This is a genomic window from Phenylobacterium sp. FG114, assembly GCF_057809855.1.
Genome location: NZ_JBMDKU010000007.1, coordinates 29161 through 52141, shown reverse-complemented (window position 1 = coordinate 52141; position 22981 = coordinate 29161). Strand labels below are relative to the sequence as shown.

Annotated in this window: 26 protein-coding genes; 11 read left to right on the top strand and 15 right to left on the bottom strand. The window is 68.6% G+C overall.

All coding sequences use genetic code 11. The features are described 5' to 3' along the window. Positions 1–134 precede the first annotated feature (134 nt). Entirely contained in the window at positions 135–2288 is a 2154-nt protein-coding gene (locus ACODSY_RS13385) for a hybrid sensor histidine kinase/response regulator (RefSeq protein WP_488952253.1), read from the top strand. On the opposite strand, the gene ACODSY_RS13380 is transcribed toward ACODSY_RS13385, so the two are convergent. The 7 genes from ACODSY_RS13380 to ACODSY_RS13350 all read right to left on the bottom strand — a co-directional run bounded on the left by ACODSY_RS13380 (position 2285) and on the right by ACODSY_RS13350 (position 6314). Next, entirely contained in the window at positions 2285–2761 is a 477-nt protein-coding gene (locus ACODSY_RS13380) for a low affinity iron permease family protein (RefSeq protein ID WP_488952252.1), read from the bottom strand. The genes ACODSY_RS13385 and ACODSY_RS13380 overlap by 4 nt on opposite strands. A gap of 53 nt (positions 2762–2814) precedes the next feature. Further along, positions 2815–3213 carry a BlaI/MecI/CopY family transcriptional regulator gene (locus tag ACODSY_RS13375; RefSeq protein WP_488952251.1) on the bottom strand — a complete coding sequence of 133 codons (399 nt, stop codon included), beginning with the start codon at positions 3211–3213 and terminating at the stop codon, positions 2815–2817. A 4-nt stretch (positions 3214–3217) separates the two neighbouring features. Further along, positions 3218–3742 carry a hypothetical protein gene (locus tag ACODSY_RS13370; RefSeq protein WP_488952250.1) on the bottom strand — a complete coding sequence of 175 codons (525 nt, stop codon included), beginning with the start codon at positions 3740–3742 and terminating at the stop codon, positions 3218–3220. An 88-nt stretch (positions 3743–3830) separates the two neighbouring features. After that, the gene (locus tag ACODSY_RS13365) at positions 3831–4088 is read right to left on the bottom strand and encodes a GlsB/YeaQ/YmgE family stress response membrane protein (protein ID WP_488952249.1); all 258 of its coding nucleotides are present in this window, start codon (positions 4086–4088) and stop codon (positions 3831–3833) included. A 63-nt stretch (positions 4089–4151) separates the two neighbouring features. Beyond that, positions 4152–4274, bottom strand: a complete 123-nt coding sequence (locus ACODSY_RS13360; RefSeq protein ID WP_488952248.1) for a hypothetical protein — start codon at positions 4272–4274, stop codon at positions 4152–4154. A gap of 145 nt (positions 4275–4419) precedes the next feature. Further along, positions 4420–5799 (bottom strand): hypothetical protein, encoded by a 1380-nt coding sequence (locus ACODSY_RS13355; RefSeq protein WP_488952247.1) that lies wholly within the window; start codon positions 5797–5799, stop codon positions 4420–4422. After that, positions 5796–6314: a terminase small subunit-like protein gene (locus ACODSY_RS13350; RefSeq protein WP_488952246.1), complete on the bottom strand. Its 519-nt coding sequence runs from the start codon at positions 6312–6314 to the stop codon at positions 5796–5798. The genes ACODSY_RS13355 and ACODSY_RS13350 overlap by 4 nt, the downstream gene beginning before the upstream one ends. Before the next feature lie 232 nt (positions 6315–6546). Between ACODSY_RS13350 and ACODSY_RS13345 the strand changes: the two genes are divergently transcribed. Next, positions 6547–6813, top strand: a complete 267-nt coding sequence (locus ACODSY_RS13345; RefSeq protein ID WP_488952245.1) for a hypothetical protein — start codon at positions 6547–6549, stop codon at positions 6811–6813. Positions 6814–6919: 106 nt separating this feature from the next. On the opposite strand, the gene ACODSY_RS13340 is transcribed toward ACODSY_RS13345, so the two are convergent. Genes ACODSY_RS13340 through ACODSY_RS13330 form a run of 3 tightly spaced genes read right to left on the bottom strand, consistent with a single transcriptional unit; the run spans position 6920 to position 7952 of the window. Beyond that, a complete protein-coding gene (locus tag ACODSY_RS13340; protein WP_488952244.1) occupies positions 6920–7522 on the bottom strand; it encodes a hypothetical protein in 603 nt (200 codons plus the stop codon). Then, positions 7519–7674: a hypothetical protein gene (locus ACODSY_RS13335; protein WP_488952243.1), complete on the bottom strand. Its 156-nt coding sequence runs from the start codon at positions 7672–7674 to the stop codon at positions 7519–7521. The genes ACODSY_RS13340 and ACODSY_RS13335 overlap by 4 nt, the downstream gene beginning before the upstream one ends. Positions 7675–7712: 38 nt before the next feature. Further along, positions 7713–7952, bottom strand: coding sequence for a hypothetical protein (locus ACODSY_RS13330; RefSeq protein WP_488952242.1), 240 nt, complete (start codon positions 7950–7952; stop codon positions 7713–7715). Between the two features lie 7 nt (positions 7953–7959). Here ACODSY_RS13330 and ACODSY_RS13325 point away from each other — a divergent pair, with 7 nt between their 5' ends. Together ACODSY_RS13325 and ACODSY_RS13320 are read left to right on the top strand one after the other, a co-directional pair. Next, positions 7960–8658, top strand: coding sequence for a S24 family peptidase (locus ACODSY_RS13325; RefSeq protein WP_488952241.1), 699 nt, complete (start codon positions 7960–7962; stop codon positions 8656–8658). A gap of 46 nt (positions 8659–8704) precedes the next feature. After that, positions 8705–9253: an SOS response-associated peptidase gene (locus ACODSY_RS13320; RefSeq protein WP_488952240.1), complete on the top strand. Its 549-nt coding sequence runs from the start codon at positions 8705–8707 to the stop codon at positions 9251–9253. Positions 9254–9263: 10 nt separating this feature from the next. Here the strand turns inward: ACODSY_RS13320 and ACODSY_RS13315 are convergent, their stop codons facing one another. The 3 genes from ACODSY_RS13315 to ACODSY_RS13305 form a co-directional block, all read right to left on the bottom strand. Further along, a complete protein-coding gene (locus ACODSY_RS13315) occupies positions 9264–9470 on the bottom strand; it encodes a DUF3126 family protein (protein WP_488952239.1) in 207 nt (68 codons plus the stop codon). A gap of 62 nt (positions 9471–9532) precedes the next feature. Further along, positions 9533–10363: a serine O-acetyltransferase gene (cysE, locus tag ACODSY_RS13310; RefSeq protein ID WP_488952238.1), complete on the bottom strand. Its 831-nt coding sequence runs from the start codon at positions 10361–10363 to the stop codon at positions 9533–9535. A 27-nt stretch (positions 10364–10390) separates the two neighbouring features. Next, positions 10391–11005: an NUDIX domain-containing protein gene (locus tag ACODSY_RS13305; RefSeq protein WP_488952237.1), complete on the bottom strand. Its 615-nt coding sequence runs from the start codon at positions 11003–11005 to the stop codon at positions 10391–10393. Between the two features lie 84 nt (positions 11006–11089). On the opposite strand from ACODSY_RS13305, the gene ACODSY_RS13300 reads away from it, so the two are divergent. Beyond that, a complete protein-coding gene (locus ACODSY_RS13300) occupies positions 11090–11701 on the top strand; it encodes a nitroreductase family protein (RefSeq protein WP_488952236.1) in 612 nt (203 codons plus the stop codon). A gap of 309 nt (positions 11702–12010) precedes the next feature. Here the strand turns inward: ACODSY_RS13300 and queF are convergent, their stop codons facing one another. Then, the gene (queF, locus tag ACODSY_RS13295) at positions 12011–12466 is read right to left on the bottom strand and encodes a preQ(1) synthase (protein ID WP_488952235.1); all 456 of its coding nucleotides are present in this window, start codon (positions 12464–12466) and stop codon (positions 12011–12013) included. Positions 12467–12521: 55 nt separating this feature from the next. On the opposite strand from queF, the gene ACODSY_RS13290 reads away from it, so the two are divergent. The 3 genes from ACODSY_RS13290 to ACODSY_RS13280 all read left to right on the top strand — a co-directional run bounded on the left by ACODSY_RS13290 (position 12522) and on the right by ACODSY_RS13280 (position 16392). Then, entirely contained in the window at positions 12522–13322 is an 801-nt protein-coding gene (locus tag ACODSY_RS13290) for an SDR family NAD(P)-dependent oxidoreductase (protein WP_488952234.1), read from the top strand. A 206-nt stretch (positions 13323–13528) separates the two neighbouring features. Continuing rightward, a complete protein-coding gene (locus tag ACODSY_RS13285) occupies positions 13529–14227 on the top strand; it encodes a TorF family putative porin (RefSeq protein ID WP_488952233.1) in 699 nt (232 codons plus the stop codon). A gap of 233 nt (positions 14228–14460) precedes the next feature. Further along, a complete protein-coding gene (locus ACODSY_RS13280) occupies positions 14461–16392 on the top strand; it encodes a polysaccharide biosynthesis protein (RefSeq protein WP_488952232.1) in 1932 nt (643 codons plus the stop codon). A 70-nt stretch (positions 16393–16462) separates the two neighbouring features. Here ACODSY_RS13280 and ACODSY_RS13275 read toward each other — a convergent pair whose 3' ends face one another. Continuing rightward, the gene (locus ACODSY_RS13275) at positions 16463–18325 is read right to left on the bottom strand and encodes a phosphoenolpyruvate carboxykinase (GTP) (protein WP_488952231.1); all 1863 of its coding nucleotides are present in this window, start codon (positions 18323–18325) and stop codon (positions 16463–16465) included. A 486-nt stretch (positions 18326–18811) separates the two neighbouring features. Here ACODSY_RS13275 and ACODSY_RS13270 point away from each other — a divergent pair, with 486 nt between their 5' ends. The 3 genes from ACODSY_RS13270 to ACODSY_RS13260 all read left to right on the top strand — a co-directional run bounded on the left by ACODSY_RS13270 (position 18812) and on the right by ACODSY_RS13260 (position 22967). Further along, positions 18812–19381: an RNA polymerase sigma factor gene (locus tag ACODSY_RS13270; RefSeq protein WP_488952230.1), complete on the top strand. Its 570-nt coding sequence runs from the start codon at positions 18812–18814 to the stop codon at positions 19379–19381. Between the two features lie 97 nt (positions 19382–19478). After that, positions 19479–20468, top strand: coding sequence for a FecR family protein (locus tag ACODSY_RS13265; RefSeq protein WP_488952229.1), 990 nt, complete (start codon positions 19479–19481; stop codon positions 20466–20468). 27 nt (positions 20469–20495) lie between these two features. Then, positions 20496–22967 carry a TonB-dependent receptor gene (locus tag ACODSY_RS13260; RefSeq protein WP_488952228.1) on the top strand — a complete coding sequence of 824 codons (2472 nt, stop codon included), beginning with the start codon at positions 20496–20498 and terminating at the stop codon, positions 22965–22967. The last annotated feature ends 14 nt before the right edge of the window (positions 22968–22981 follow it).

The window sequence follows — 22981 nt, the reverse complement described above, 5'->3', positions numbered from 1 at the left end:
CCTCAAGCCTGGGACAATCGACCGCGCCCGTCGAGCCGTCGCACGGCGCCGGAACGTCGATTTGTCGCACGCAGCCTTAGCTTTGCAGTCACCGCCCCCGGCGTCTCCTGATCGCGCGCCTGAGGGGGAGCCCGTTGTCCAAATCCGCCGCGATCCGGCTGATCGCCGATCCCGCATCCGCGCGGCCGCGCGCCCAGCCGACCTTGGCCGCCCGCTTCGAGGAAGCGGCCCAGCCACTGCGCGATGTCACGATCCTTAAGATCGGGCTCGGCCTGGTCGCCGGCCTGTCAGCCCGGCTCGTGCTCCCGTGGTCTCCGTGCCTGTTCTGGATCGCGGGGATGCTGGCGATCGAGACCTGGACTTGGTTCGCGCTCGCGTCGCCTCCGAACGGCCAGGCGCGGACCCGCGCCAGCTGGGTGAACTTCACGTCGGCCTATCTCGCGATGAACGCCTGGTGGCTGCTGCTCGGACTTCTCCTCGTCTCCGCGGGGACGCCCGTGGCGCAGGCGGCGGGCGCCGCGATCATCCTGGTCGTGTTCGCCGTGGCCGTACTCCTCTTCCACAATACCCCCGTGGTCTTTCTCGTAGCCGGCGCCGCGCCCGCCATCGGTGCAATGGCCGTGCTGCTCGCCGCGGAGGGGCGCGACCTGCGCGAGACGGCGCTCGTCTGGATCGCCCTCGCCCTCGGGGGCTTCTTCTGTCTCGGCCGCGCCATCGATACCCCATCCGTCCAGGAGCAGCAGCGCCGGATCAACGCGAGCCTCGAGAACTACGAGACGCTGGCCGCCAACGTTACCGATGTCATCTCGCGCACCGCCTTGAGCGGCGAGTTCGAATACGTCTCGCCGGCCGTGCTGGCGGTCCTCGGCTACGCGCCCGAGGAACTCATCGGGACCTCTCGTTGGGCAATCACGGATCCTGACGTCGACCGGGCCGCCATGGGCGAGGCCTTCCAGCGCATGCTGGCCGACCCCCGCCGCGCGGAGGTCATGACCGTGCGCGTCCGACACAAGGACGGGCGCTGGATCTGGCTCCAGTCCAGCGGTCGCCTGATCTTCCAGGACGGCGCGCCCGTGGCGACCATCGACGCCAGCCGCGATGTCACCGCCAAGGTCGCCGCCGACGCCGCGCTGCAGGAGGCCAAGGCCCAGGCCGAGGCCGCCACCCGCGCCAAGGCCGAGTTCGTCGCCAACGTCAGCCACGAGATCCGTACGCCCATGAACGGCGTCCTGGGCGCTCTCCAGTTGCTCGAGCAGGAACACATTTCGCCCGAGGGCCGCGAACTGATGCGGCAGGCGGCCGACAGCGGCCGCATGTTGTCGCAACTCCTCAACGACGTACTCGACTTTTCGAAGATCGAGGCTGGTCAGCTCGATCTGGCGCCCGAGCCGATGGACGCGGGCGAGGCCTTGTCGAGCGTGGTCGGCCTGCTCGATGGCCAGGCCCGCGCCAAGGGCGTCGATCTGCGCTGCGAGGTTTCCGGCGACGACCTCTGGATCGAGGCCGATCCGGTCCGCCTGCGCCAGGCCATGTTCAACCTGGTCGGCAACGCCGTGAAGTTCACCCCCGCCGGCCATGTGATCGCCCGTCTGTCGGTCACCTCGACGGGCGACGACCGCCGTCACATCGCCTTCCAGGTCGAGGACACGGGGATCGGCATGACGCCTGAAGCCCAGGCCCGTCTGTTCGAACGGTTTCACCAGGCCGAAAGCGACACCGCGCGCCGATTTGGGGGCGCTGGCCTTGGCCTGTCCATCAGTCGGGCGCTGATCCAGATGATGGGCGGCCATATCGACGCGACCAGCGTCGCCGGGGAGGGTTCGACCTTCCGGCTCAGCTTCGAGGCGCCCGCCGCCCAGCCCGTCCGCGAACAGGCGATCGACGAAGCGCTGCTCGAAGGGGTCAGCATCCTGCTCGTTGAGGACAACGCCACCAATCGCCTCGTCGCCCGTACCATGCTGACCCGCCTGGGCGCCTCGGTCGAGGAGGCCGAGGATGGGGTCGCCGGCGTCGCCGCCGCGCGCTCGGGGCGGTTCGACCTCGTGCTCATGGACATCCAGATGCCGCACATGGGCGGCGTCGAAGCGTCCCGCGCGATCCGCGGCTTTCGGGGTCCCGCGGGCCGAGTCCCGATCATTGCGCTCACCGCCAACGCCATGGTCCACCAGCGCGCCGAATATGCCGCAGCCGGCATGACGGGCATGGTGGCGAAGCCGATCTCTGCCGGAGCCTTGCTCGCCGAAATCGCGCGGCTGCTGGCCGCCGATCCCGCCGAGGTTGCCGTCTAGGCGGCCTTGCGCGCGGAGGGCCGTCGGGTCGCCGGCTTTCTCGGCGTACGGCTGCCCTTGCCGCGCTTCTGGCTGCGGCCCTCGAGTTCATCCTTCACCTTGGCGTGTAGCACCTCGTGCGCCTGCGCCCGCTCTAGGCAGCGCTCGTGGAAGGCGCGAAGCTCCTTGTCGCTCATCGACTCGATCCCGACGAAGTCGTTCTCGGCCGCCGACGTCAGGATCAAATCGTCCAGCTTCGCCTGCATGGCCTGGGCGTCACGGTTCTGGGTGTTCTGGATCAGGAAGACCATCAGGAAGGTGATGATCGTCGTGCCCGTGTTGATCACCAGCTGCCAGGTCTCGGAAAACTTGAAGACCGGCCCGCTCACCGCCCACCCGATCACCAGCAGCAGGCATATGCCGAAGGTCCAGGGACTGCCGGCCGCCTTGGCGGTCTTGTTGGCGAACGCGGCGAAGGCTTTGTCGATGCTCATGTCGGCTCAACGCGCAAACCGCCCGCGCGTGGCGCCGCTTGAAAAATGAGTGCTTAGTCCTCCTCGTCCGCATCGAGATCGGCCACCAGCCGGCGCAGACGGGCGAGGTCTTCGGGCGAGACCGCCTTCTCCCGCGCGAAGTGCGCGACCAGCGGCGCCAACTGGCCGCCGAACAGCCGGTCGAGCAGGCCCTGGCTCTCCGAAGTCACCCAGTCCTGGCGGCTCAGCAGCGGGGCATAGACCACCATCGCTCCGCGCCGCCGCGACTTCAGGGCGCCCTTTCGGATGAGCCGGTGGATCAGGGTGCGGACGGTGGATTCGCTCCAGGCGTTCGCCGCCCCGGGGCCGGCCACGATCTCCTCCGCCCCCGCGCCCTCGGCGCCCGCCTCCACGGCTGCCCAGACTGCGGACATCACCTGGCTCTCCGCCTCCGAGATGCGAAGCGCGTCCACGCCTTCAAGCCGCCGCGCGGCGGATCCGGCCTTCCAGGTGCCGTTCGCAGATTACGGCCACGGTCGTGGCCAGCAATCCCAGCACGATCTGCAGGGAAGCCTCCGCCAAGCCGGGCGCGACGACGGTCAGTGTCGGCGCGGGGCGCACGTTCGAAATGCCGAGAAAGCTCGAGAACATCACATAGCCCGCAGCCAGGCACCCGAGGGGCACACCGGCGGAGCGTACGATCCGCAGCCGCCCGAGCGCTCCGGCCAGACCCTTGGCGTCACCCTTGCCCACCTTATCGAGGCTCAGCGCCCAAACGGCCACAGCGGCCAGGGTCGCCGCCGCCAGCAAGAGCATGATCACCTGCATTTCAGGCGATGCGTTGGCGAACACACCGCCGACGGTCAACCGCTCGGCAACCGGGACGACGGTATAAACCGGCTCGACAACCTTTCCCGTCACATATGTCGGGTCGGCGGCCGCCGCCTTTGTGACGAACGCCGCGACGAAGCCCACAACCACCGTACGTCCCACAGTCCGCATCGCGGCCTCCAACCATTATTACAGATGTAGCAATCTCAAACTACACTCGTAACAATCGCTGTCAACAGCCGCGATGGAACTGGGTCGGTTAGACGCTCCGGCGCCGGAACAGGCCGACGATGAACAGCAACAGGATCGCACCCGCGGTGGCGACGATGAGGCTCGGGATGACGCCCGCGCCCGTGCCGATGCCCAGCGAGGTTGCGATGAAGCTGCCCAGGAAGGCGCCGACCACGCCGACGATCAGGTTGGTCAAGAGGCCATGGTTCCGATGCATGACCTTTTCCGCGATCCAGCCGGCCAGGATGCCGATCAGGATGGCGCCGATAATACCTACTCCGCTCATTTTGCAGTCCTCCATTCCCGCGGGAGGCAAATGCAGAGCGGCGACGACGGTTGCAGCGATGGCCTAGTAGACGCGCGGTCCCGACATCATCAGGCGCAGATAAAGGATCGCGGCGATCGCGCAGCCGATGGAGGCGAAGGGACGAGCCTCGGCGAGTTCGACCAGCTGGCGTAGAGGTTCGGGCATCCGCGGCCTACCCAAGTCCGCAACGTCCCCCGACGATTTATCGTTTAGATCAAGGCCCTTAACGGGATTTGGACGATCAGGATTAACTTGCTCAACGCCAGCGCGCAGATCCTCCTGCAGGTGCGGAGAACGTGCACGCGGGGACCTACCCCATCCACGATCCGGCGGCGCGGCCCTCGACGCGCCGCTGGGCCCTCGACGCGCCACCGCGACGATTTAGGGCGAACTCCCCGAACGCGTCGGCGCCATGGCTCGCTATGTCGTGCAGCGGCCCGCCATAGCTCCGTGTCGCCCGGTGCCAGCGCTTGCGGTAGGCGCGCAGTCGCTCCAGCCCCCCAGCGCAGCGCTCGGCGTCGAACCAGCACATTGGGATCATCAAGCGCGCCGCATTCACCCGCTCCTCCGGGTCGGCCGCCGCACCCACCTGGATTCCCGACAGGCCCAGCGAACCCAGCGTCTCGTACCGCGACCTTCCCGTCGCCAGTTCTCGCACCATCACGTCGTGCGGGAGGTGATGCTCGCCCCACACATACGGCCTTCCGCTGATCGCCTGCCGCACCACCTCGGCCAGGCCGACGCCGTTGGTCTCGAAATAGTCGATGACCCGCACCTCGCGCCCGGCCTGCTGGAAGAACCACACCGCGGTATAGTCGTCGATGCCAAGGTCCCAGGCCGTATCCACCTTCAGCGACGGATCGGCCGGCACGCGGCCCACCCGGCCGCCCCTTTCGGCCTCGGCCAGCAGCGAGGCGTAGTAGGTGCCCGGCGCCGCCGCGTCGAAGTCCACCAGATACTCCGAGGCGAACCGAGCTTCGCCCTCCTCCTCCGAACCCAGCTCGGCGACCATCTCCCGCTTCTCGCGCTCGAGCTGGTCGGGTGTGAAAACGGTGGTCTCGGTCGCGGGGCTTTTCAGGCAGAACCATTCGGGATCTGAGCGCCGGGACTCGAACGCCCGCGCCGCGTGGTTGCGGCCGCGCGGCGTCCACAGGAAGAGCGCCCAGCCGTCGTTCTCCAGCAGCATCGGCCGGATGTAGGTCCAGGCGTCCGGCCTGGCCAAAGCCCACTCCGACATCACCACGCCCGCCGTGGAGGCGCCCATCAGGCTGTTGTAGTTGTCCGACCCCAGCACCTGCCAGGTCGCGCCATTGCTCAGCACGACCTGCATCTCGCTCTCGTGAAACACGGGGCCCATCACCTCGGGAAACGCCTCCTCGATGCGCCGCTTGCCGGTATGGGGATTCACCGCGTCCCAGATCGCCTTGCGACCCTGCGCCTGCTCGGGCAGCAGGTGCCAGTAGCTGCCGGGCCGATGCCACGCCGACCAAGCCGCCCAATGCAGCGCCACCTCGTCCTTACCCCAGCGCCGGTGCGCCACCACGTCCGCCCGCTTCACGCCCGACAGCAGGGCGTCCCACAAGCCCACCTGGTACTCCCGGGGCTCCCAGATCAGCGGCAGACCCAGTTCCTGATCCGGAGTCGGCTGCGCCTTGTCACCGTCCTTCGCGTCCTTCTCGTCGGCTTTCATTTCAGGCCCTCGGGCTTCAGCTCCCGCACGCTCACGCTGCCATCCTCCGCCACGACGCGTTCGAAGCGCCGGACGTAGAACAGGATGTTCGGCGCGACCTTGTCCTTCGCCCCGGCCTCCTCCTTGCCCGCCTTCCCACCCCAGCGGCGGGGCGCGATCAGCGCGGCCCGCTTCATCAGCGTTGCGACCAGCAGGCGATCCCGCTGCGCCGTCTCCTTGGTGGACTCCTCGGCCACGGTGAGCGCCCGATCCGCGCAGTAGTCGGCGCCCGCCTGACGCGCGCGCGAGACCCGCTCGCTGAAGCTTGGGTTCTTCCGTTCCCACCCATAGACGGTGGTGCAGCCCGGCAGATCGTCGTCCTCGCATATCCGGTACAGCGGCTCGCCCTTCGCCAGCCGCTCGCAGATCTTGTTGGCGCGCGCGAGGCTGTACTCGCTGGGCGGCGTCGGCCTGGCCGCGCCGGCGACCTTCTTCGCGCGGCCTCGCGTCCGCCGCTGGACAGGTGTCTTCGCCATCGCGTCGATCCCTTCTCTTCATACGGGTGGAGAGCTTCGCCGGCCGTGGCTTTCACACCATGGCAAAGCTTGCTGTTTTCATTGATGTTTCGACGCGCTTCCGGCGCCACAAACCGGGCTCAATTTGCGCGCGTGTTCAGGAGGCCGTGTCCGAATCCCACCGAGGGTCCGCGTCGCGGCGGCGGTCCCCCGGCAAGCCGCGCGGCCGTCCGATCCGATGGGGAGGCAACTCATGTCGTCCGAGGCCGAATACCGCAGCCAGGCCGAAGCCCTGCTCCGCCGCGCAGCCTCCGCCGACAACATGCGCACGAGAGGCGAGCTCATCGACGAGGCCGCCCGATACCACGCCCTCGCCGTGGAGGCCGGCGCCAAGCGCGGCGAAAGCCACGGCCAGCGTCCACCCGAACCCGCGTCCTTCGGCGACAAGACCGATGATCAAGGACCGACGGATCGTCCTCGCGGCCTGTCGCCGTTCCGCTGGTTCCTCCGGCTGTCCTGACGGATCCCCCGGCGGCTGCCCATAGCGCCCCGCTGCCCATGCGGCGGGCGCAGACATCAACGCTGACAGAACTCTCTCAAATTCGCGCTCGGATGTCAAGAACAAATCACGAACGTTGGCGGGCTGCCGACAGGATGTCCAGGGCCACTTTCAGCACCGCCTCCAGCCGCCCGGCCTCGCGCTCTCCCTCGGCCGCCTCCCGAGGCGTCTTTTCCTCGCCGCAGATCAGATCGCAGGCCGCGACCAGATCGGTCTGCCGCCAAAGTCGCCCGCGGAACTCGACAAGAGCGCGCCTCGCCAGCTCGGTCCGCTCTCCGCTGGCGAGGACGTCTTCGATCGAAGGCGCGACGAACTCGCCCCGCACTCGTGGGTCCAGGGTGGACGGGATCGCCTTCTCCAGCTTCACGCGCCGGTAGGCCCAGCCATAGCGTTCGCCGGCCGCCCGCGCCGAAGCGTCGATGCGCCCGCGGCTGGCCAGCCACTCCAGACCCGTCTGCCGACGATAGGCTCGCGCCCGCGGCGCGCCGGGCCCAGGCTCCGCGATCGCCTGGCCCCGGGCCCGCGACAGCGCCACGGTTTCGGCCACGCCGGCGGCCACGGCGTCCGCCTCCCCTCGCGCCTTCGCCTGCCGCTCCACTCGCAACAGCCGATCGCGCGCCGCGCGCTGCGCCTTCAGCGTGGGATCGCGGGTCGTCCTCGCGCCGCTCATCGGCTGCACCGCCGCGCGACCACGGCGTCAGCCAGGCGGTAGACCGCCTCGGACGCATGGGCCTCGCCGTCGATCACCACCAGGCCGGCCGCGGTGTGGGCGAGTAGCTCGCGCAGGAAGCGGCTCCGGTCGGCGACGGCCCTGCGGCTCAATGCGCTCGCGACGAGCGCCGCGGCATCCTCGCGGCCGCTCACCGGGTCAGCACCGGGTAGCCGCCCGCCGCCGCGACCGCCGCCACGTGGGCGCGATGGTCCGCAAAGCGAGGTTTCATGCGGTCCAGCATCTTGCCGGGACGCGCGACCTTGAAGATCGCCTCCAGCTTGCCGGCGTGAGCCGGGGTGATCGCCAGTTCCGCCTGAGCTCGGAGGGGGGAAGCTCCGCCATACCGGAGGGCGGCGTAGCTCGATGGGATATGAGATGAGATAGCCATGCGCACAATGTATGAAAGCTACAGTCGATTGCGCAACGTTTCGCTGTACGTTATCTACATTTTTATGGACGGTCGCGCTCAGAGGCTCAAACAGGCCCGCATCGACAAAGGCTACGACACTGCTGCGTCAGCTGCGGACGTCCATGGCTGGAGCCGCAACACCTATGCCTCGAACGAGAACGGCAACGCGCCGTTCTCCTATCGCCGGGCCAAGGAATACGCGGCGGCCTTCGGCGTCAGTCCCGAGTGGCTCTATGACGCTGCCGGCCCGATGCAGCCGGCTGTGGATGGATTCGTCCCGGTGATCGGGCATGTGGGCGCGAACCCGGACGGCACGGTCCTCTTCGCCGTCGGCCACGATCCGGCCGAGCTCGCGCCGATCCCGCCGGGCGGAACCGACCGTGCGCGTGCCCTCAAGGTGGTCGGTCATTCCATGCGCGGCGTCGCCGACGACGGCGCGATCATCTATTTCGAGGACCAGCGCACCGCGCCCTCCCCCGACATGCTGGGCCATGTGGTCGTCGTCGAGCTGGACACCGACGAGGTGCTGGTCAAACGGCTGCTGCGCGGCTCGCGCTCGGGCGTCTACGACCTGGAGAGCGTCGCCGGGCCCATGCGCCACGACGCCCGCCTGCGCTGGGCCGCCCACATCACCGCTATCATCCCCCCCTTCCAGGCCCGGCGCATCCTGCGCGGCGCGGCTTGACCGTAGAAAACCTCCATCGTCCGGCCAGCGAGGGCCTGTAGGAAAGATGTGCAACGAGTACGCCCAGGAACGGTCCCTCGACGAATTGCTCAAGGAGTTCGGCCAGCTCGAGCTGCCGCTGACGTGGGACGGCGGCGCGCCGAACATGGAGCCGCGTCCGTCGATCCGCCCCACGGACCCCAGCTACATCGTCACCGGCCGCGACGGTATGGCGGTGCTGTCCCAGATGCGCTGGGGCTTCCCGGGGCCTCGCGGCCCCATCATCAACTTCCGTTCGGACGGACGCAGCTTCCCGAAGGGCCGCTGCCTGGTGCCCGTCGACGCCTTTTTCGAGTTCACGGGCGCCAAGGCGCCCAAGTCAAAGTGGCGCTTCACGGCCAGCGACGATGCGGTCCTGGGTGTCGCCGGCCTGACCCGCGACGACCGCTTCACCTTGCTGACCGGCCCGCCTGGCCCCGACATCGCGCCCTATCACGACCGGCAGATCGTGATCGTGCCGCGCGCGGACTGGGCCGCCTGGCTCGACAGCAGCCGGCCATCGCCGCCGCTCGCGCCCGCACCGGCCGGCGCGCTGAAGGTGGTTCAGATCCGCTGAGCGGCGCCTGCTACGGCAGGTCCTCGGCCAGGATCGACATGTTGAAGACGTACGAGCCGTCGCCGTCCTCGTCCTCGAACACCACGCCGATGAACTCCTCGCCGATGTAGACCTCGGCCGAGTCCTTCTGTTTCGGACGCGGCACGAGCGTGATGCGCGCGTTCGCGAAAGTCCCACGCAGGTGGCCTTCGACCTTGCGGATAGCTTTCTCGTCCACGCCAAAACGCTCCGTGCAAATCGTTGCGCGGAAACTAGCCGGTCCGCAGGCCGGGCGAAACCTCAGATCACATAGTCGTACACAGCATCCGCGAGCGTATGGTCCATGCTCTTGGCCGGCTCCTCGCACGTCGGGCAGTTCACCAGCCGCGCGGGCACCCCGGCCGCGGTGCATCCCGGCGGCACAGGCTTCAGCACCACCGAGCCCGAGGCGATCTTGGCGTAGTCGCCGATCGTGATGTTCCCGAGCACCTTGGCGCCCGCGCCCAGCAATACGCCCTTGCCGATCTTCGGGTGGCGGTCGCCCCGCTCGGCGCCCGTGCCGCCCAGGGTCACGCCCTGCAGCATCGAGACGTCGTCGCCGATCACCGCGGTCTCGCCGATGACGATCCCGGTCCCGTGGTCGACGAACACGCCGCGGCCGATCTTGGTGGCCGGATTGATGTCCACCTGGAACAGTTCGCTGGTTCGGCTCTGCAGGTAGAACGCCAGGGTCTCGCGGCCCTCGTTGTAGAGCCAGTGCGCCACCCGGTGGGTCTGCAGCGCCAGGAAGCCCTTGAAGAACAGGAACGGTTGGACATAGCCCTTGCAGGCCGGGTCGCGCTCGAACACCGCCTTCAGATCGGCCTCGGCGATCTCCACGATAGATGGATCGGCCTCATAGGCCTCCTCCACGGTGTCTCGCAGGCTCATGGCCCGCAGCTCCTGGTCGCCCAGCTTCCGCGCCAGCTGGTAGCTCAGCGCATCGCCCAGGCTGTCGTGGTTCAGGATCACGGCCGCCAGCAGGCTCGCCAGCGCGGCCTCGTTCTTGGCGGCGGCATAGGCCTCGTTCCGCAGAGCGGCCCAGACAGGCGGCGGCGCGGCGGGGTTCACCACCTCCAGGCGCTGACTCATGGTCTCCTCCCGACCCATGTATTTTTCCTACCCTAGCATGGCGCGCGCCAAAGCAGGCGCCAGAAGCCCTTCACGGGCCATATGGTAAGCCTTGAGCAGCATCGCCACCGTCAACATGTCTTTGATGTGGCCGGCCATCGCGGCGTCCAGCGCTTCGCGGAACGGGACCCGCACGATCTCCAGCGCCTCGGTGTCGTCCATCTCCTGCCCTGCCTTCGCTCGCGACAGACCCAGCGCGAGATAGCCGTACATCAGCTCGTCCGTGACGGAGTTCGAGAGCTGCGCCTGCATCACCTCGCACCACTCGGCCGCCTGCAGTCCGGTCTCCTCCGCCAACTCGCGCTTGGCGCCCTCCAGCGGGTCGCCGCCGGCGCGCGAACCGCCCTCGGGGATCTCCCAGCTGTAGTCGCCGGCCGGAAGCCGGTGCTGACCGACCAGCACGGTGGTCCCATCGTCGAACAGCGGCAGGACCGCCACCGCATGGTTCTTGAAGCTGACCAGCCCGTACTGCGCTGGGCGACCAGTCGGCGCCGTGGCGGTGTATTCCGTCACCCGGATCCAGGGGTTGTCGTAGACGTCGCGCCCCTCGCCCCTCGTCCAGGGCGAGCCGTGCGCTCGCAGCCACGCGGGCTTATCCCCCATCGTTTCGGTCCCCTTGCCTTGCGGTTCGGCGTCGCGCCCCCATAAAGAGGCTCTCCTATCGGCACTCTAAACGCCGGAGCTCCGTTGCCGTCAGTCCTGCCGCCCGCCCCCGAGTTCGGAGCCGCGCTCCCGCTCGAACCTTCGCCCGAAGTCCTGCGCTTCCTGGCGCTGCGCCGCTCGACACCGGCCGTGACCCTGACCGCGCCCGCGCCCGACGCCGCGCAACTTGCCGACCTGCTGCGTATCGCCGTCCGCGCGCCCGACCACGGCAAGCTCTCGCCCTGGCGTTTTGTGGTCATGGAAGGCGCTGACAAGGCCGCGTTCGCGGGGGAGCTCGAAGCCCTCGCACAGCGCCGCGGCGACCCGACGCTCGCCGCCAAGCTCGCCAAGCTGAAGGTCCCCCCGATGGCGGTGGTGGTGATCTCGGCGCCCCGCGCCGCCGCAATCCCGGAATGGGAGCAGGTCCTTTCGGCCGGCGCGGTCTGCACGAACCTCCTCGCCGCGGCGCTCGCCATGGGCTTCGGCGCAAACTGGATCACCGACTGGTACAGCTACGATGCCGAGGCGACGTCGATCCTTGGGCTTGTCGAGGGTGAGCGGGTCGCCGGCTTCCTGTTGATCGGAACCGCGAAGGAAGCGCCGCTGGAACGGGAGCGGCCCAACCTCGATCCCCTGATGACACGCTGGAAGCGCTGACGCTGGGTCCCGGAAACACGACGGCCGGACGACGCGCCGCGCCGCCCGGCCTGAGGTGACACGCCCGAGGAGAGTTGGGCGGGATCAGGTATAGGCTCGCAGGCGGGTTTTGGAAAGCCCGAATGGCCCCCGCGAGAGTCCGCGCCCATTTTTCCCCTCGAAAGAGAACAGGACCCGCGGCATCTCGCGCATCGGTATGCTGACGAGACGCTCAGCATAACAGCTGGACCTCCGACGGTTTGCTTCGGGCTCTACAGTATTCCAAAGCTGTCAGACTGGCGGCGATCTCATCTCGGGACGACGCACTGTTCAACCGCGGCCGCGGTAAGGTGCGACCCCTTGGTCCGGCAACCACAATCCTTCCGGCGCCGTGCCGCTCTGCCAGAAAACGTCGATCGGAATTCCGCCGCGGGGATACCAGTACCCGCCGATCCTGAGCCATCGAGGCGAAAGCTCGCTCACCAGCCGCATTCCGATCGCCACCGTGCAATCTTCGTGGAACGCGCCGTGGTTGCGGAACGAGCCCAGGTAGAGCTTCAGAGACTTCGATTCCACGAGCCAGTCGGCTGGGACGTAGTCGATGACCAGGTGGGCGAAATCGGGCTGTCCGGTCACCGGGCAGAGCGAGGTGAACTCCGGCGCGGCGAACCGGACGAGGTAGGTCGCGCCGGGGTGCGGATTGGGGACGCGTTCCAGGACGGCCGCCTCGGGGCTCTCGAAGCCCTTGGTCTCGCGGCCCAGCTGCGTGAGGTGGGTCTCTTCCATCTCGGGCCCTTTAGACGCTACTAGGCCCGCAAACAACGAGCGGGAGGCGCGACCCATGGCCCAGGGCGACTATCAGGACTTCGTGGTGGTGGTGACCGGAGCCTCGACCGGCCTCGGGCGAGCCGTGGCCGTGGAGGTCGCATCGCGGGGCGCCAAAGCTGTCATCATCAACTACGCGCGCAACCTGGACGACGCGGAAGAAACGGCGCGGCAATGCCAGGCTCACGGCGCCGAGACCGTCCTGGTCCAGGGCGACGTCGCCAACGACGAAGACTGCCGCCGGATCGCCGCCGCCGCTCAGCCCTACGGCCGCGTCGACGCCCTCTTCAACAACGCCGGCGTGACGAAGTTCAACAACCACGCCGACCTCGAGGGCGTATCCGCACAGGACTTCCTCGACCTCTATTCCGTGAACGTGGTGGGCGCCTACCAGATGGTGCGCGCCTGCCGGACGCTGCTCGAGGCCGCGCCACGGCCCGGCGCGGTGGTGATGACCGCCTCCATCGCCGGCGTCACCGGCATCGGCTCGTCCGTGCCCTATGCGGCGTCCAAGGGCGCCCTCAACACCATGACCTTGTCGCTGGCCCGGGCCCTCGCGCCGAAGATCCGCGTCAACGCCATCTGTCCCGGCTTCATCGACACGCCGTGGTTCGGCAAAGGCCTGGGCGAAGCCGCCGCCGAGCGGGTCCGCGCCAACGCTGCGGCGGGCACCCCGCTGCGCGCCGCCTCCACACCCGAGGACATCGCCGCGTCTGCGGTCTTCCTGGCCTCGCCCGCGTCCCGGCACGTCACCGGTGAGACGCTGCTGGTCGACGCCGGCTCCCATCTGGGATTCGCGCCGCTCGTCGCGCGCTGAATTCCCGCCGCTCGGGGCCGCGCAATTTGCCCCCGCCGGCCCAAGTCGCCCAATTTTATGGCGCCCTTATTCAGGGGCGCCCAATCTCACATCAGCCGCCCCATGGCTTGGCTGTCGTCATCCCGTCACGTTGATCTGCCGGCCCCGCCGACGACGATGAGACGCCCGTCGGTTCCGACCGGACGGACGTAAGAGGGGATACGAGAATGAGAACGCTGAAAATCGCGCTGGCGGCCGCTGTCGGCTCGCTGGCGCTCGCTGGCGCCGCGCAGGCCCAGGATGGGGGCCCGACCTTCGCCTTCAACGTGGGGGCCTCGACGGACTACGTCTTCCGCGGCCTTAGCCAGACCGACGAGGATCCGCAGGTGTATGGCGGCGTCGACGCCACCATGGGCATCGGCTACGCGGGTGTGTGGGTTTCCAACGTCGACTTCGGCAACGGCACCGACGCCGAGTTCGACCTGTACGCCGGCATCAAGCCGACCGCCGGCCCGGTGACCTTCGACATCGGCGTGATCTATTACGGCTACATCGACCAGCCCTCGGGTTCGAACGAGGACTACTGGGAGGGCAAGGTCGCCGCCTCGGTGCCGGCCGGCCCGGCGACGCTGGGCGCGGCGGTTTACTACTCGCCGGAGTTCTTCGGGAAGACCGGTGACGCCTGGTACTACGAGGCCAACGCCGCGATCGCGATCCCGGACACCAAGTTCACGATCAACGGCGCCATCGGCCGCCAGGAGGTCGACAAGGCGTTCGACTACACGACCTGGAACCTGGGCGTCGGCTTCGCGCTGACCGACCATATCAGCTTCGACGTCCGCTACTGGGACACCAACCAGGGTAACGCCGTCACCGGCGGCCTGGGCGACAGCCGCGTCGTGGGCGGCATCAAGCTGGTCTTCTGAACCGAAACCAAAGCTTAGCGCTTGTGTTCTACGGAAGCCGTCGCGCATCTCGCGGCGGCTTTTCGTTTGCGCGGCGGGGCGCCAGTTTCTAAGTTCCCGTTCTCGCCGCGCGCTTGTTCCATGAGTACAAGGCGCCTGGGCCCGCGGAAAAACTCCGCCCCGTCCAAGTTTTGCTAGCCGCCCGAACGACCGGGCCTATGCTTGGGAATCGACACGTGAGTGGAGTGCGGCGAATGGAGCGGATGGCCGTCCGGGCGCAGATCGTCGTCTTCGACATGCTCCTCGCGGCCCTTGCCTTCTCCATCGCGTTCTTCGTGGCTCCCACCCAGCCCGAGCTGGGTTTCGGCCAGGCCGGCGCCCTGAGCTTCTTCCAGCTCGCCGCGCTCTACGCGACCATCGCGGGGGTCTTCAGCCTGATCTTCCGCGGGGAGCTTTCGCCCTGGCGGTACGTCTCGATCCCCGACGCCCTCGTCCTGGCGCGCAGCGCGCTGCTGACCGTCGGCGTATTTCTGCTTTCGGTCTTCGTGCTCGATCGCGCCGAGGGACTGCCGCGCTCGACCCTAGTCATGGCTCCCCTGTTCCAGATGGTCAGCGCCATGGGCGTCCGCATCCTGCGCCGCGCGCTCCACGAGCACGCGCTGGAAAGCTTCTCCCCGCTCAAGACGATCACCGAACGGCTCACCCAGTCGCCATCGCTGCTGCTGATCGGACCGCCCTCGCTGGCCGACACCTACCTGCGCGACGTGGCCCGCAGCCACGACCGCACCTACACGCCGGTGGGCATCATCGGCACCGACCGCCGCGACGTAGGCGCCCAGGTGCGCGGCGTCTGTATCCTCGAGGCCATCGACCGCCTGGATGAAGCTCTGGCCGACCTGCGCCGCTGGAACCGCTATCCGCGCGCCATCCTGTTCCTGGAAGAGCCTGGCAAGCTGAAGGGCCTGACCGCCGACATCCTGGGCCGGCTGAAGACCGACGGCATCCGCCTGCTCCGGCTGCCGTCCATCGTCGAGCTTTCGCAGCACGAAGGCCTGACCCTGCTCCCGATGCGCGACATCAACATCGAGGAGCTACTGGCCCGCGAGCCGATCGAGCTGGATCGCCGCGCCATCGGCGGCCTGATCAAGGGCCGCCGCGTCCTGATCACGGGCGCCGGCGGATCCATTGGCTCCGAGCTCTGCCGCCAGGTCGCCACGTTCAATTGCGCCCACCTGACGCTGGTGGACATCTCCGAGACCGCTCTCTTCGAAATCGAGCGCGAGATGCGAGAGACCTTCCCGCACATCGCGGTCAAGGCGGTCCTTTGCGACGTGCGCAGCGCGCGGCGGATCACCGAAGCGTTCAGCCGCGAGACCCCGGATCTGGTCTTCCATGCCGCGGCGCTGAAGCACGTGTCCATGGTCGAGCGCCACCCGACGGAAGGCATCCTCACCAACGTCATCGGCACCTGGAACGTGGCCGAGGCGTCCAAGGCCTGCGGGGCCGGCCAGATGGTGCTGATCTCCACGGACAAGGCCGTCGATCCCACCAACGCCATGGGCGCCACCAAGCGCCTGGCTGAGGCCGTTATCCAGGCGCAGCAGGCGACCAGCAACAGCGACACCCGCTTCTCGGCCGTGCGCTTCGGCAACGTCCTGGGCTCGTCCGGTTCGGTGGTGCCGATCTTCAAGTCGCAGATCGAGCGGGGCGGACCGGTGACGGTCACCCACCCCGAGATCAACCGCTTTTTCATGACGATCCCCGAGGCAGCCCAGCTCGTGCTGCACGCCACCGCCGCCTGTCACGAGGACGACCGTCGCGACTCGCGCCTGTTCCTGCTGGAGATGGGCGAACCCGTCAGCATCCTGGACCTGGCCCGTCAGATGATCGCGCTGTCGGGCCGCCGCGACATCGAGATCGAGATCACCGGACTGCGCCCGGGTGAGAAGCTCACCGAGGCCCTGCTGGACGAGACCGAGCGCTCCCTGCCCGCCGCGCCCAAGGTGATGGAAGTCGTCTCCAACTCGGCCGTGCGGGTCACGCCCGGCCACCTCGAGGCCCTGGCCGAGGTCGTCGAGACCGGCGATGCCGACCACGTCCGCACCGCGCTTTTCGACCTGGTGGCCCAGGTCCGCGGAGAGAAGCCCGTGGCGGCCCCCAACCTGCGCGTCGTCGCCGGCGGCTGACCGGGCGCTCCGAAACGATAAAGGCCGCGGGTCGCCCCGCGGCCTTTTCGTTGTTTATCCGGGTATGTAGCTATTCGGCGGCCACGATCCGCTCGTCCTCGACATCGTTCGCGGCCTGCAGCCGCTCAAGGAGGCTCTCGTATTCCTCCCATAGCGCCTTGGGCGTGGTCTCGCCGAAACGCTCGTAGAAGGCGGGGATCAGGGCGGCTTCCTGGGTCCAGATCGCCGGATCGACCGTCAGCAGCAGTTCGAGCTGGGCGTCGGTGAGGCTCACGCCCGACAGGTCCAGGCTGGCCTTGGTCGGAACCTTGCCGATCGGCGTGTCCACAGCATCCGCCTTGCCATCCAGGCGCTCGGCGATCCACTTCAGGACCCGGCTGTTCTCGCCGTAGCCCGGCCAGACGAACTTGCCGCGCTCGTCCTTGCGGAACCAGTTCACGAAATAGATGCGCGGCAGCTTCGACGGATCGGCGGCGGTCTCGCCCATCTTCAGCCAGTGGCCGAAGTAGTCGCCCATGTTGTAGCCGCAGAAGGGCAGCATCGCGAACGGGTCGCGGCGCAGCTCCCCGATGGCGTTCTCGGCCGCCGCCGTGCCTTCCGAGGCCACGTTGGAGGCCATGAACACGCCGTGGCGCCAGTCGCGGGCTTCCGTCACCAGTGGGACGGCCGAGGCGCGGCGGCCGCCGAACAGGATGGCCGAGATCGGCACGCCGGCGGGATCTTCCCATTCGGGCGCCGCCACCGGGCACTGCGAGGCCGGGACGGTAAAGCGCGCATTCGGGTGCGCAGCCGGCTCGGCGCTGTCCGGGGTCCAGTCGCGGCCCTTCCAGTCGATCAGGTGCGCGGGGGCGGCCTCGGTCAGGCCCTCCCACCACACGTCGCCGTCATCGGTCAGCGCCACGTTGGTGAAGATCGAATTGCCCCACAGCGCGTCGATCGCGTTCTTGTTGGTGACCTCGCCCGTGCCCGGCGCAACGCCGAAGAAGCCGGCCTCGGGGTTGATGGCGTAGAGGCGGCCATCATCCCCGAAGCGCATCCAGCAGATGTCGTCGCCGATGGTCTCGGCCTTCCAGCCCGCCAGGGTCGGCTGCAGCATGGCCATGTTGGTCTTGCCGCAGGCGCTGGGGAACGCGGCCGCCACGTACTTCACCGCGCCCTCAGGCGAGGTGAGCTTGAGGATCAGCATGTGCTCGGCGAACCAGCCCTCGTCGCGAGCCATGACCGAGGCGATCCGCAGGGCGAAGCACTTCTTGCCCAGCAGCGCATTGCCGCCATAGCCCGAGCCGTACGACCAGATCTCGCGCGTCTCAGGGAAGTGGACGATGTACTTGATTTCGTTACAGGGCCAGGCGACGTCCTTGACGCCGTCGACCAGGGGCATGCCCACGGTGTGGACGGCCGGCACGAAGAAGCCGTCGTCGCCCAGCATGTCCAGGGCGCCCTTCCCCATCCGGGTCATGATCTTCATCGACACGGCCACGTAGGCGCTGTCGGTGATCTCGACCCCGATCTGGCTGATCTTCGAGCCCAGCGGCCCCATGCAGAACGGCACCACATACATGGTCCGGCCGCGCATCACGCCCTTGAAGAGATCCTTCAGGTCGGCGCGCATCTCGGCAGGGTCGAGCCAGTTGTTGGTCGGGCCCGCGTCCTCGGGCTTTTCCGAGCAGATGAACGTGCGGCTCTCGACGCGGGCGACATCGCGCGGGTCGGAGGCGGCATAGAACGAGTTCGGACGCTTTTCGGGGTTCAGGGGCTTCAGCGTTCCGCCGGCCACCAGCTCGCCCGTCAGGCGGGTCCATTCCTCGTCGGACCCATCGCACCAGACGACGCGGTCGGGCTGGGCCAGGTCGGCGATTTCACGCACCCACTGTACCAGTTTGGCGTGCTTCGTCGGCGCGGGCTCGAGTCCCGGCACGGTCTTAAGGCTCATGAACGACTACTCCTTGGCCCCATTTCGATACAGCGGAGCGCCCCCGCCTGCTCTCTCACCGAGAGCAACCTCATAGAATGAGAAGATGCGTCTGCATACCTTGGGCCAGCTCCGCCCCCTTCGACTCCGCGTGATCGCACTGATCTGCCTGTGGGAATCGCCGGGGCGCCTGTGGAACGCGCCATTCCAAAGCGGCGCGCGGATGCGCCTGTCGCGAATCATCGGTCTGCCGAAAGGAGAACGTGCGGGCCGCTCCCCCGCGACCCGCACGCCGTGACACCGCCCCCCAGACGGCCGCCACGCGGCGCCGTCAACCATGCGGTGTCCATGCCTAGACGCCGCCGGGACGACGCGCCCCCCGCCCCGGCCGCGACGAAGTTGGCGCGGCGGCTGGAATGGGGCATGACTTTCGTCCGGCTCCACTGTTCACGCGGCCATGGATCGAACTCGCATGCGCCAGATCGCGAAGCGGCGCCCGCACCCTGGGTGCGGAAGGCCGTCGGCGTGAGCCCGGTGACCGACCCTGAGGCGCCGCGCACGGCGCCCACAGATCCCCTGCTCGAGATCTACCTGGAGCGGCGGGCGAACCTCGTGCGCTTCTTTGCGGCCCGCGCCGGCTCGCGCGCCGTCGCCGAGGATCTGGCGCAGGAGCTCTACGTCAAGCTGGCCACGCGCGACCCCGCGGTCACCGCGGAGAACCCCGTCGCCCTGATCTACCGCATCGCCACCAATGTCATGCTGGACCGCGCCCGCGGCGAGGCGCGCGCCGTGGCGCGGGACGCCGCCTGGCGGCGCGTCGCCCATGCTACGGCCGGGGATGAGGATGTGGCCGACATCGCGCCCGCCGACGAGGCCGTCGCCTCGCGCCAGCGCCTGCGGCAGCTGGTCGACGCCGTGGCCGAGCTGCCGCCCCAGATGCAGCGCGCATTCCGCCTCCACAAGCTGGAAGGCCGCAGCCACGCGGAGACCGCCCAGGCCATGGGCCTTTCGGTAAAGTCGGTGGAGAAGCACATTTCGGCGGCGCTCAAGGCGCTCACGGCGAAGCTCGGCCGATGACCTACCAGAAATTGCATTCCGGAACTGGGGGGAAGCCTGGGTCGGTGACGTCTACTCCTGCGACGGGTCGTCGCGCGTGCGGGCCGCGGAAGGATTCATGATCAACGGTTGGCGACATGGCGACGACGCCCGGCGCGAGGACGCCGCGGCGTGGGTCGTGCGGCTCGAGGCCGGCGACCTCGGCGACGCCGAGGCCGTAGCCTTCGACGCTTGGCTGTCCGCTTCCCCCGACAACGCCGCCGCCTTCGACGCCGCCCTGGCGCTGTCGCAAGCCTATTCCGCCCGAGCCCCTGAAGTCGCCGCCGAGCTCTCCCAGCGCCGAGCCGCGCCCGCCAGTCCGATCGGTCGCCGGGCGGTCATCGGGTTCGGCGCGGTGGCCGCCGCCGCGGCCGTCGCCGTTCTGGTCGCCCCGCAATTGTCCGGGCCACAGACCGAGAGCTACGCCACCGCCAAGGGCGAACGGCGCACGATCCAGCTCGCCGACGGCTCCACGCTCGATCTGAACGGCGGCACGCGCCTGTCGGTGCGCCTCGGGCGCGATAGCCGGCATGTGATCCTTGCCGAGGGACAGGCGGTGTTCGACGTCGCCCACGACGCCCGCCGGCCGTTCCTCGTAGCCGCCGGCGACCGCACCGTGCGTGTGGTGGGCACCCAGTTCGACGTCCGACGGCTCGGCGGAAAGGTCTCCGTGACCGTGGCGCGCGGCGCGGTCGAGGTGCGTCCGGCGCAAGGCGCAACGGGCAAGGCCTATCGTCTGCATCCCGGCCAGAAGCTCGACCACGTGGAGGGCGCCGCCGCGACGCGCGTGGCCGCCGCTGAGCCCACCGAGGTGCTGGGCTGGCGGACCGGCCGGCTGGTCTATCGGCAACAGCCCTTGGGCGAGGTCATCGACGACCTCAATCAGCAGTTTGCGACCCCGATCCGCATCGAGGACCCCGAACTGGCCGCGACCCCGATCTCGGGCGTGCTCGTTCTCGATGACCAAGCTGCGTTAATCCGCCGCTTGGCCTTGCTGGTTCCCATCAACGCTGTACGTTCCGGCCCGGACGTAGTGTTGCGGCGCGATCCAGCGTCGGACCGCCGATGAGGGCGTGGAGCCATACCGAGGCGTGGTTTGCCTCTGCAGACGTTGCTGGGCGGCGTCGCCCTCGCCTGCCTGGCGGGGCGCGCTGAGGCCGCCGACGCGCGCCTGCGCTTTTCGATACCTGCCCGTTCCTACGCTGACGCCCTGATCGACGTCGGCCTGCAGGCCAACATCTCTGTGCTGGGCACCGCCAACTGCGGCGCCGACGGGCGCGTGAGCCTTGCGGGGCGCTACACCGTGCGCGAGGCCCTGGAGCGCCTGCTGGACGGTGCGCCTTGTCACTTCAGCATCGTCGACTCCCGGACGGTGCGGATCCTGGCGCGCGCAGGAGCCGCATCGCCCGTGGCGAGCCGGGAGCCTCGCGCGCCGGCGCTGGTGTCGGAAGTCGTCGTAACCGCCACCAAGCGGCCGGCATCCCTCGACCAGCTCCCTGCCGGCGTCAGCGCGATTTCCCGCGAGCAGATCCAGACCACGCGCTCCACCGACGTGGGCCAGACCATCGGTCAGCTCGCGGGCGTCCTGACCACCAACCTCGGCCCCGGCCGCGACAAGCTGCTGATCCGCGGCCTCTCCGACGGCGCCTTCACCGGCCGGACCCGCTCCACGGTCTCGACCTACCTGGACGACGCGCCGATCAACTACAACGCCCCGGACCCCGACCTTCGCCTGGTCGACGTGGATCGGGTCGAAGTGGTCCGTGGCCCTCAGGGCGCGCTCTATGGCTCAGGATCGCTCGCCGGGATCTATCGGATCGTCACCAGCAAGCCCGACCTGGACCACTACCAGGCCGGCGTCGCGGCCGGCCTCGCCTGGACGAAGGGGGGCGACCAGAGCCACGAACTGGAAGGCTATCTGAACATCCCGGTCGCCAAGGACCATATCGGCCTGCGGCTTGTCGCCTACGAAGACCTGCAGGGCGGCTATCTGGACGACGTCAATCTGCAGATCCCGAACGTCGACCAGACCCGCCGCGACGGCGGTCGCGTCGCCCTGCGCATCCGGTTCGACGACAACTGGCGGCTGGACGCCTTGGCCGCCACCCAGCACCTGCGCTCGAACGACACTCAGTATGTCCTAGCCAATGCCGTAAGCGCGCCCGACGCCAACGGAACCCTTGGCATCAGCGAGGAAGAGGGATCGCCGCCGCCCTCGGCGCCCGGCCAGCGCCGAAACCGCGTCCGCGAGGCGCACAACAACGACTTCTACTATGGCGGCGTGACGGTTCAGGGCGATTTCGGCTGGGGCAGCCTCACCTCCTCCACCAGCTACGTCCATCACGTCTTCTCGAGTCAGTTCGACGCCTTCGGCGCCATCGACCCGAGCGATCCGATGGCGCCGCTCAACGGGGTGGCGACGGAGCAGGACCTCGGCCTCTTCACGGAAGAAACCCGCTCGAGCATCCTGGTGCAGGACCTCGTGGTCCGCTCCTCGGGCGTGGGGCGGTTCGACTGGCTGTTCGGCGTCTACGGCGCGCGCACCACCGAGCGCAGCCCTTCGACCCTGGGGCTCCTGTTTGGCGGCGGTCGGGTGATGACCGCCTACACCGAGGCGCGGAAGGACCGGCAACGGGAATATGCGGTCTATGGCGAGGGCTCGTATCGGCTCGGCGCAGGCTGGAGCGCCACGCTGGGCGGACGGTTCTTCGAGACGCGGGTCCACACGACCGCGCAGATCGAGATCATCCAGCCCTACGGCCCACGGTTCTTCGATCGGCAGCGGATCTTCAACGGCTTCTCGCCGAAGCTCTCGCTCCAGCGGCAGTTCTCGAACGGCGACCTGATCTACGGGCTGGTCACCGAGGGCTATCGCCCCGGCGGCTTCAACTCCGCCGGCTTCTTCCCGATCCGCCCGGCCCGGGTGACCTTCGCGCCCGATCGGCTGCGCAACTACGAGGTCGGGGTCAAGCTGCGCCGCCTGGACGACCGCCTGCTTGTGCGCGCCACCGCCTACTACGACGACTGGACCAACATCCAGACCGACCGCTACCGGACCTCGGGCCTGGCCTATACGGCCAATGTCGGCGACGCCCGTATCACGGGCCTCGAGGCGGAGGTCGGCTACGACTGGCCCTTCGGACTCTCGGTCCAGGTCAACGGGCTCGTCTCGAGCTCGCGGGTGACCAACGGCAATCCGGACTTTGGCGCGCCGGTCACGCCCCACCTGCCAGGCGTGCCGGACGTGTCCGGCGGGATGCTCGCCGTCTACGAGCGTCCGCTCGGCGGCGGGCTCATGCTGCGTCTGACCGGCGAGGCCAGCTACGTGGGCCGCGCCACCCTGAGCTTTGACACGGAACTGCCCCGCCGCATGGGCCACTACCTGCGCGCCGAGGCCTCGGCCGAGGTGGTCAGCGACCGCTGGCGCGCCATGGTCTACGTGGCCAACCCGTTCAACGACGAGGCCGACACCTTCGCCTACGGCAATCCGTTCAATTTCGGGAAGGTTCGCCAGGTGACTCCGCAGCGCCCCCGCACGGTCGGGGTGCGACTCGCCGCCGCATTCTGAACAAAATGTAAAGC

Bases quoted from the DNA above. Each gene is read 5' to 3' on its own strand.
- ACODSY_RS13370 (WP_488952250.1), bottom strand. From the start codon at position 3,742: ATGCGGACTGTGGGACGTACGGTGGTTGTGGGCTTCGTCGCGGCGTTC.
- ACODSY_RS13360 (WP_488952248.1), bottom strand. From the start codon at position 4,274: ATGCCCGAACCTCTACGCCAGCTGGTCGAACTCGCCGAGGCTCGTCCC.
- ACODSY_RS13380 (WP_488952252.1), bottom strand. From the start codon at position 2,761: ATGAGCATCGACAAAGCCTTCGCCGCGTTCGCCAACAAGACCGCCAAG.
- ACODSY_RS13305 (WP_488952237.1), bottom strand. From the start codon at position 11,005: ATGGGGGATAAGCCCGCGTGGCTGCGAGCGCACGGCTCGCCCTGGACG.
- cysE (WP_488952238.1), bottom strand. From the start codon at position 10,363: ATGAGTCAGCGCCTGGAGGTGGTGAACCCCGCCGCGCCGCCGCCTGTC.
- ACODSY_RS13325 (WP_488952241.1), top strand. From the start codon at position 7,960: ATGTATGAAAGCTACAGTCGATTGCGCAACGTTTCGCTGTACGTTATC.
- ACODSY_RS13365 (WP_488952249.1), bottom strand. From the start codon at position 4,088: ATGAGCGGAGTAGGTATTATCGGCGCCATCCTGATCGGCATCCTGGCC.
- ACODSY_RS13265 (WP_488952229.1), top strand. From the start codon at position 19,479: ATGATCAACGGTTGGCGACATGGCGACGACGCCCGGCGCGAGGACGCC.
- queF (WP_488952235.1), bottom strand. From the start codon at position 12,466: ATGGAAGAGACCCACCTCACGCAGCTGGGCCGCGAGACCAAGGGCTTC.
- ACODSY_RS13275 (WP_488952231.1), bottom strand. From the start codon at position 18,325: ATGAGCCTTAAGACCGTGCCGGGACTCGAGCCCGCGCCGACGAAGCAC.
- ACODSY_RS13345 (WP_488952245.1), top strand. From the start codon at position 6,547: ATGTCGTCCGAGGCCGAATACCGCAGCCAGGCCGAAGCCCTGCTCCGC.
- ACODSY_RS13340 (WP_488952244.1), bottom strand. From the start codon at position 7,522: ATGAGCGGCGCGAGGACGACCCGCGATCCCACGCTGAAGGCGCAGCGC.
- ACODSY_RS13355 (WP_488952247.1), bottom strand. From the start codon at position 5,799: ATGAAAGCCGACGAGAAGGACGCGAAGGACGGTGACAAGGCGCAGCCG.
- ACODSY_RS13320 (WP_488952240.1), top strand. From the start codon at position 8,705: ATGTGCAACGAGTACGCCCAGGAACGGTCCCTCGACGAATTGCTCAAG.
- ACODSY_RS13330 (WP_488952242.1), bottom strand. From the start codon at position 7,952: ATGGCTATCTCATCTCATATCCCATCGAGCTACGCCGCCCTCCGGTAT.
- ACODSY_RS13290 (WP_488952234.1), top strand. From the start codon at position 12,522: ATGGCCCAGGGCGACTATCAGGACTTCGTGGTGGTGGTGACCGGAGCC.
- ACODSY_RS13350 (WP_488952246.1), bottom strand. From the start codon at position 6,314: ATGGCGAAGACACCTGTCCAGCGGCGGACGCGAGGCCGCGCGAAGAAG.
- ACODSY_RS13280 (WP_488952232.1), top strand. From the start codon at position 14,461: ATGGAGCGGATGGCCGTCCGGGCGCAGATCGTCGTCTTCGACATGCTC.
- ACODSY_RS13285 (WP_488952233.1), top strand. From the start codon at position 13,529: ATGAGAACGCTGAAAATCGCGCTGGCGGCCGCTGTCGGCTCGCTGGCG.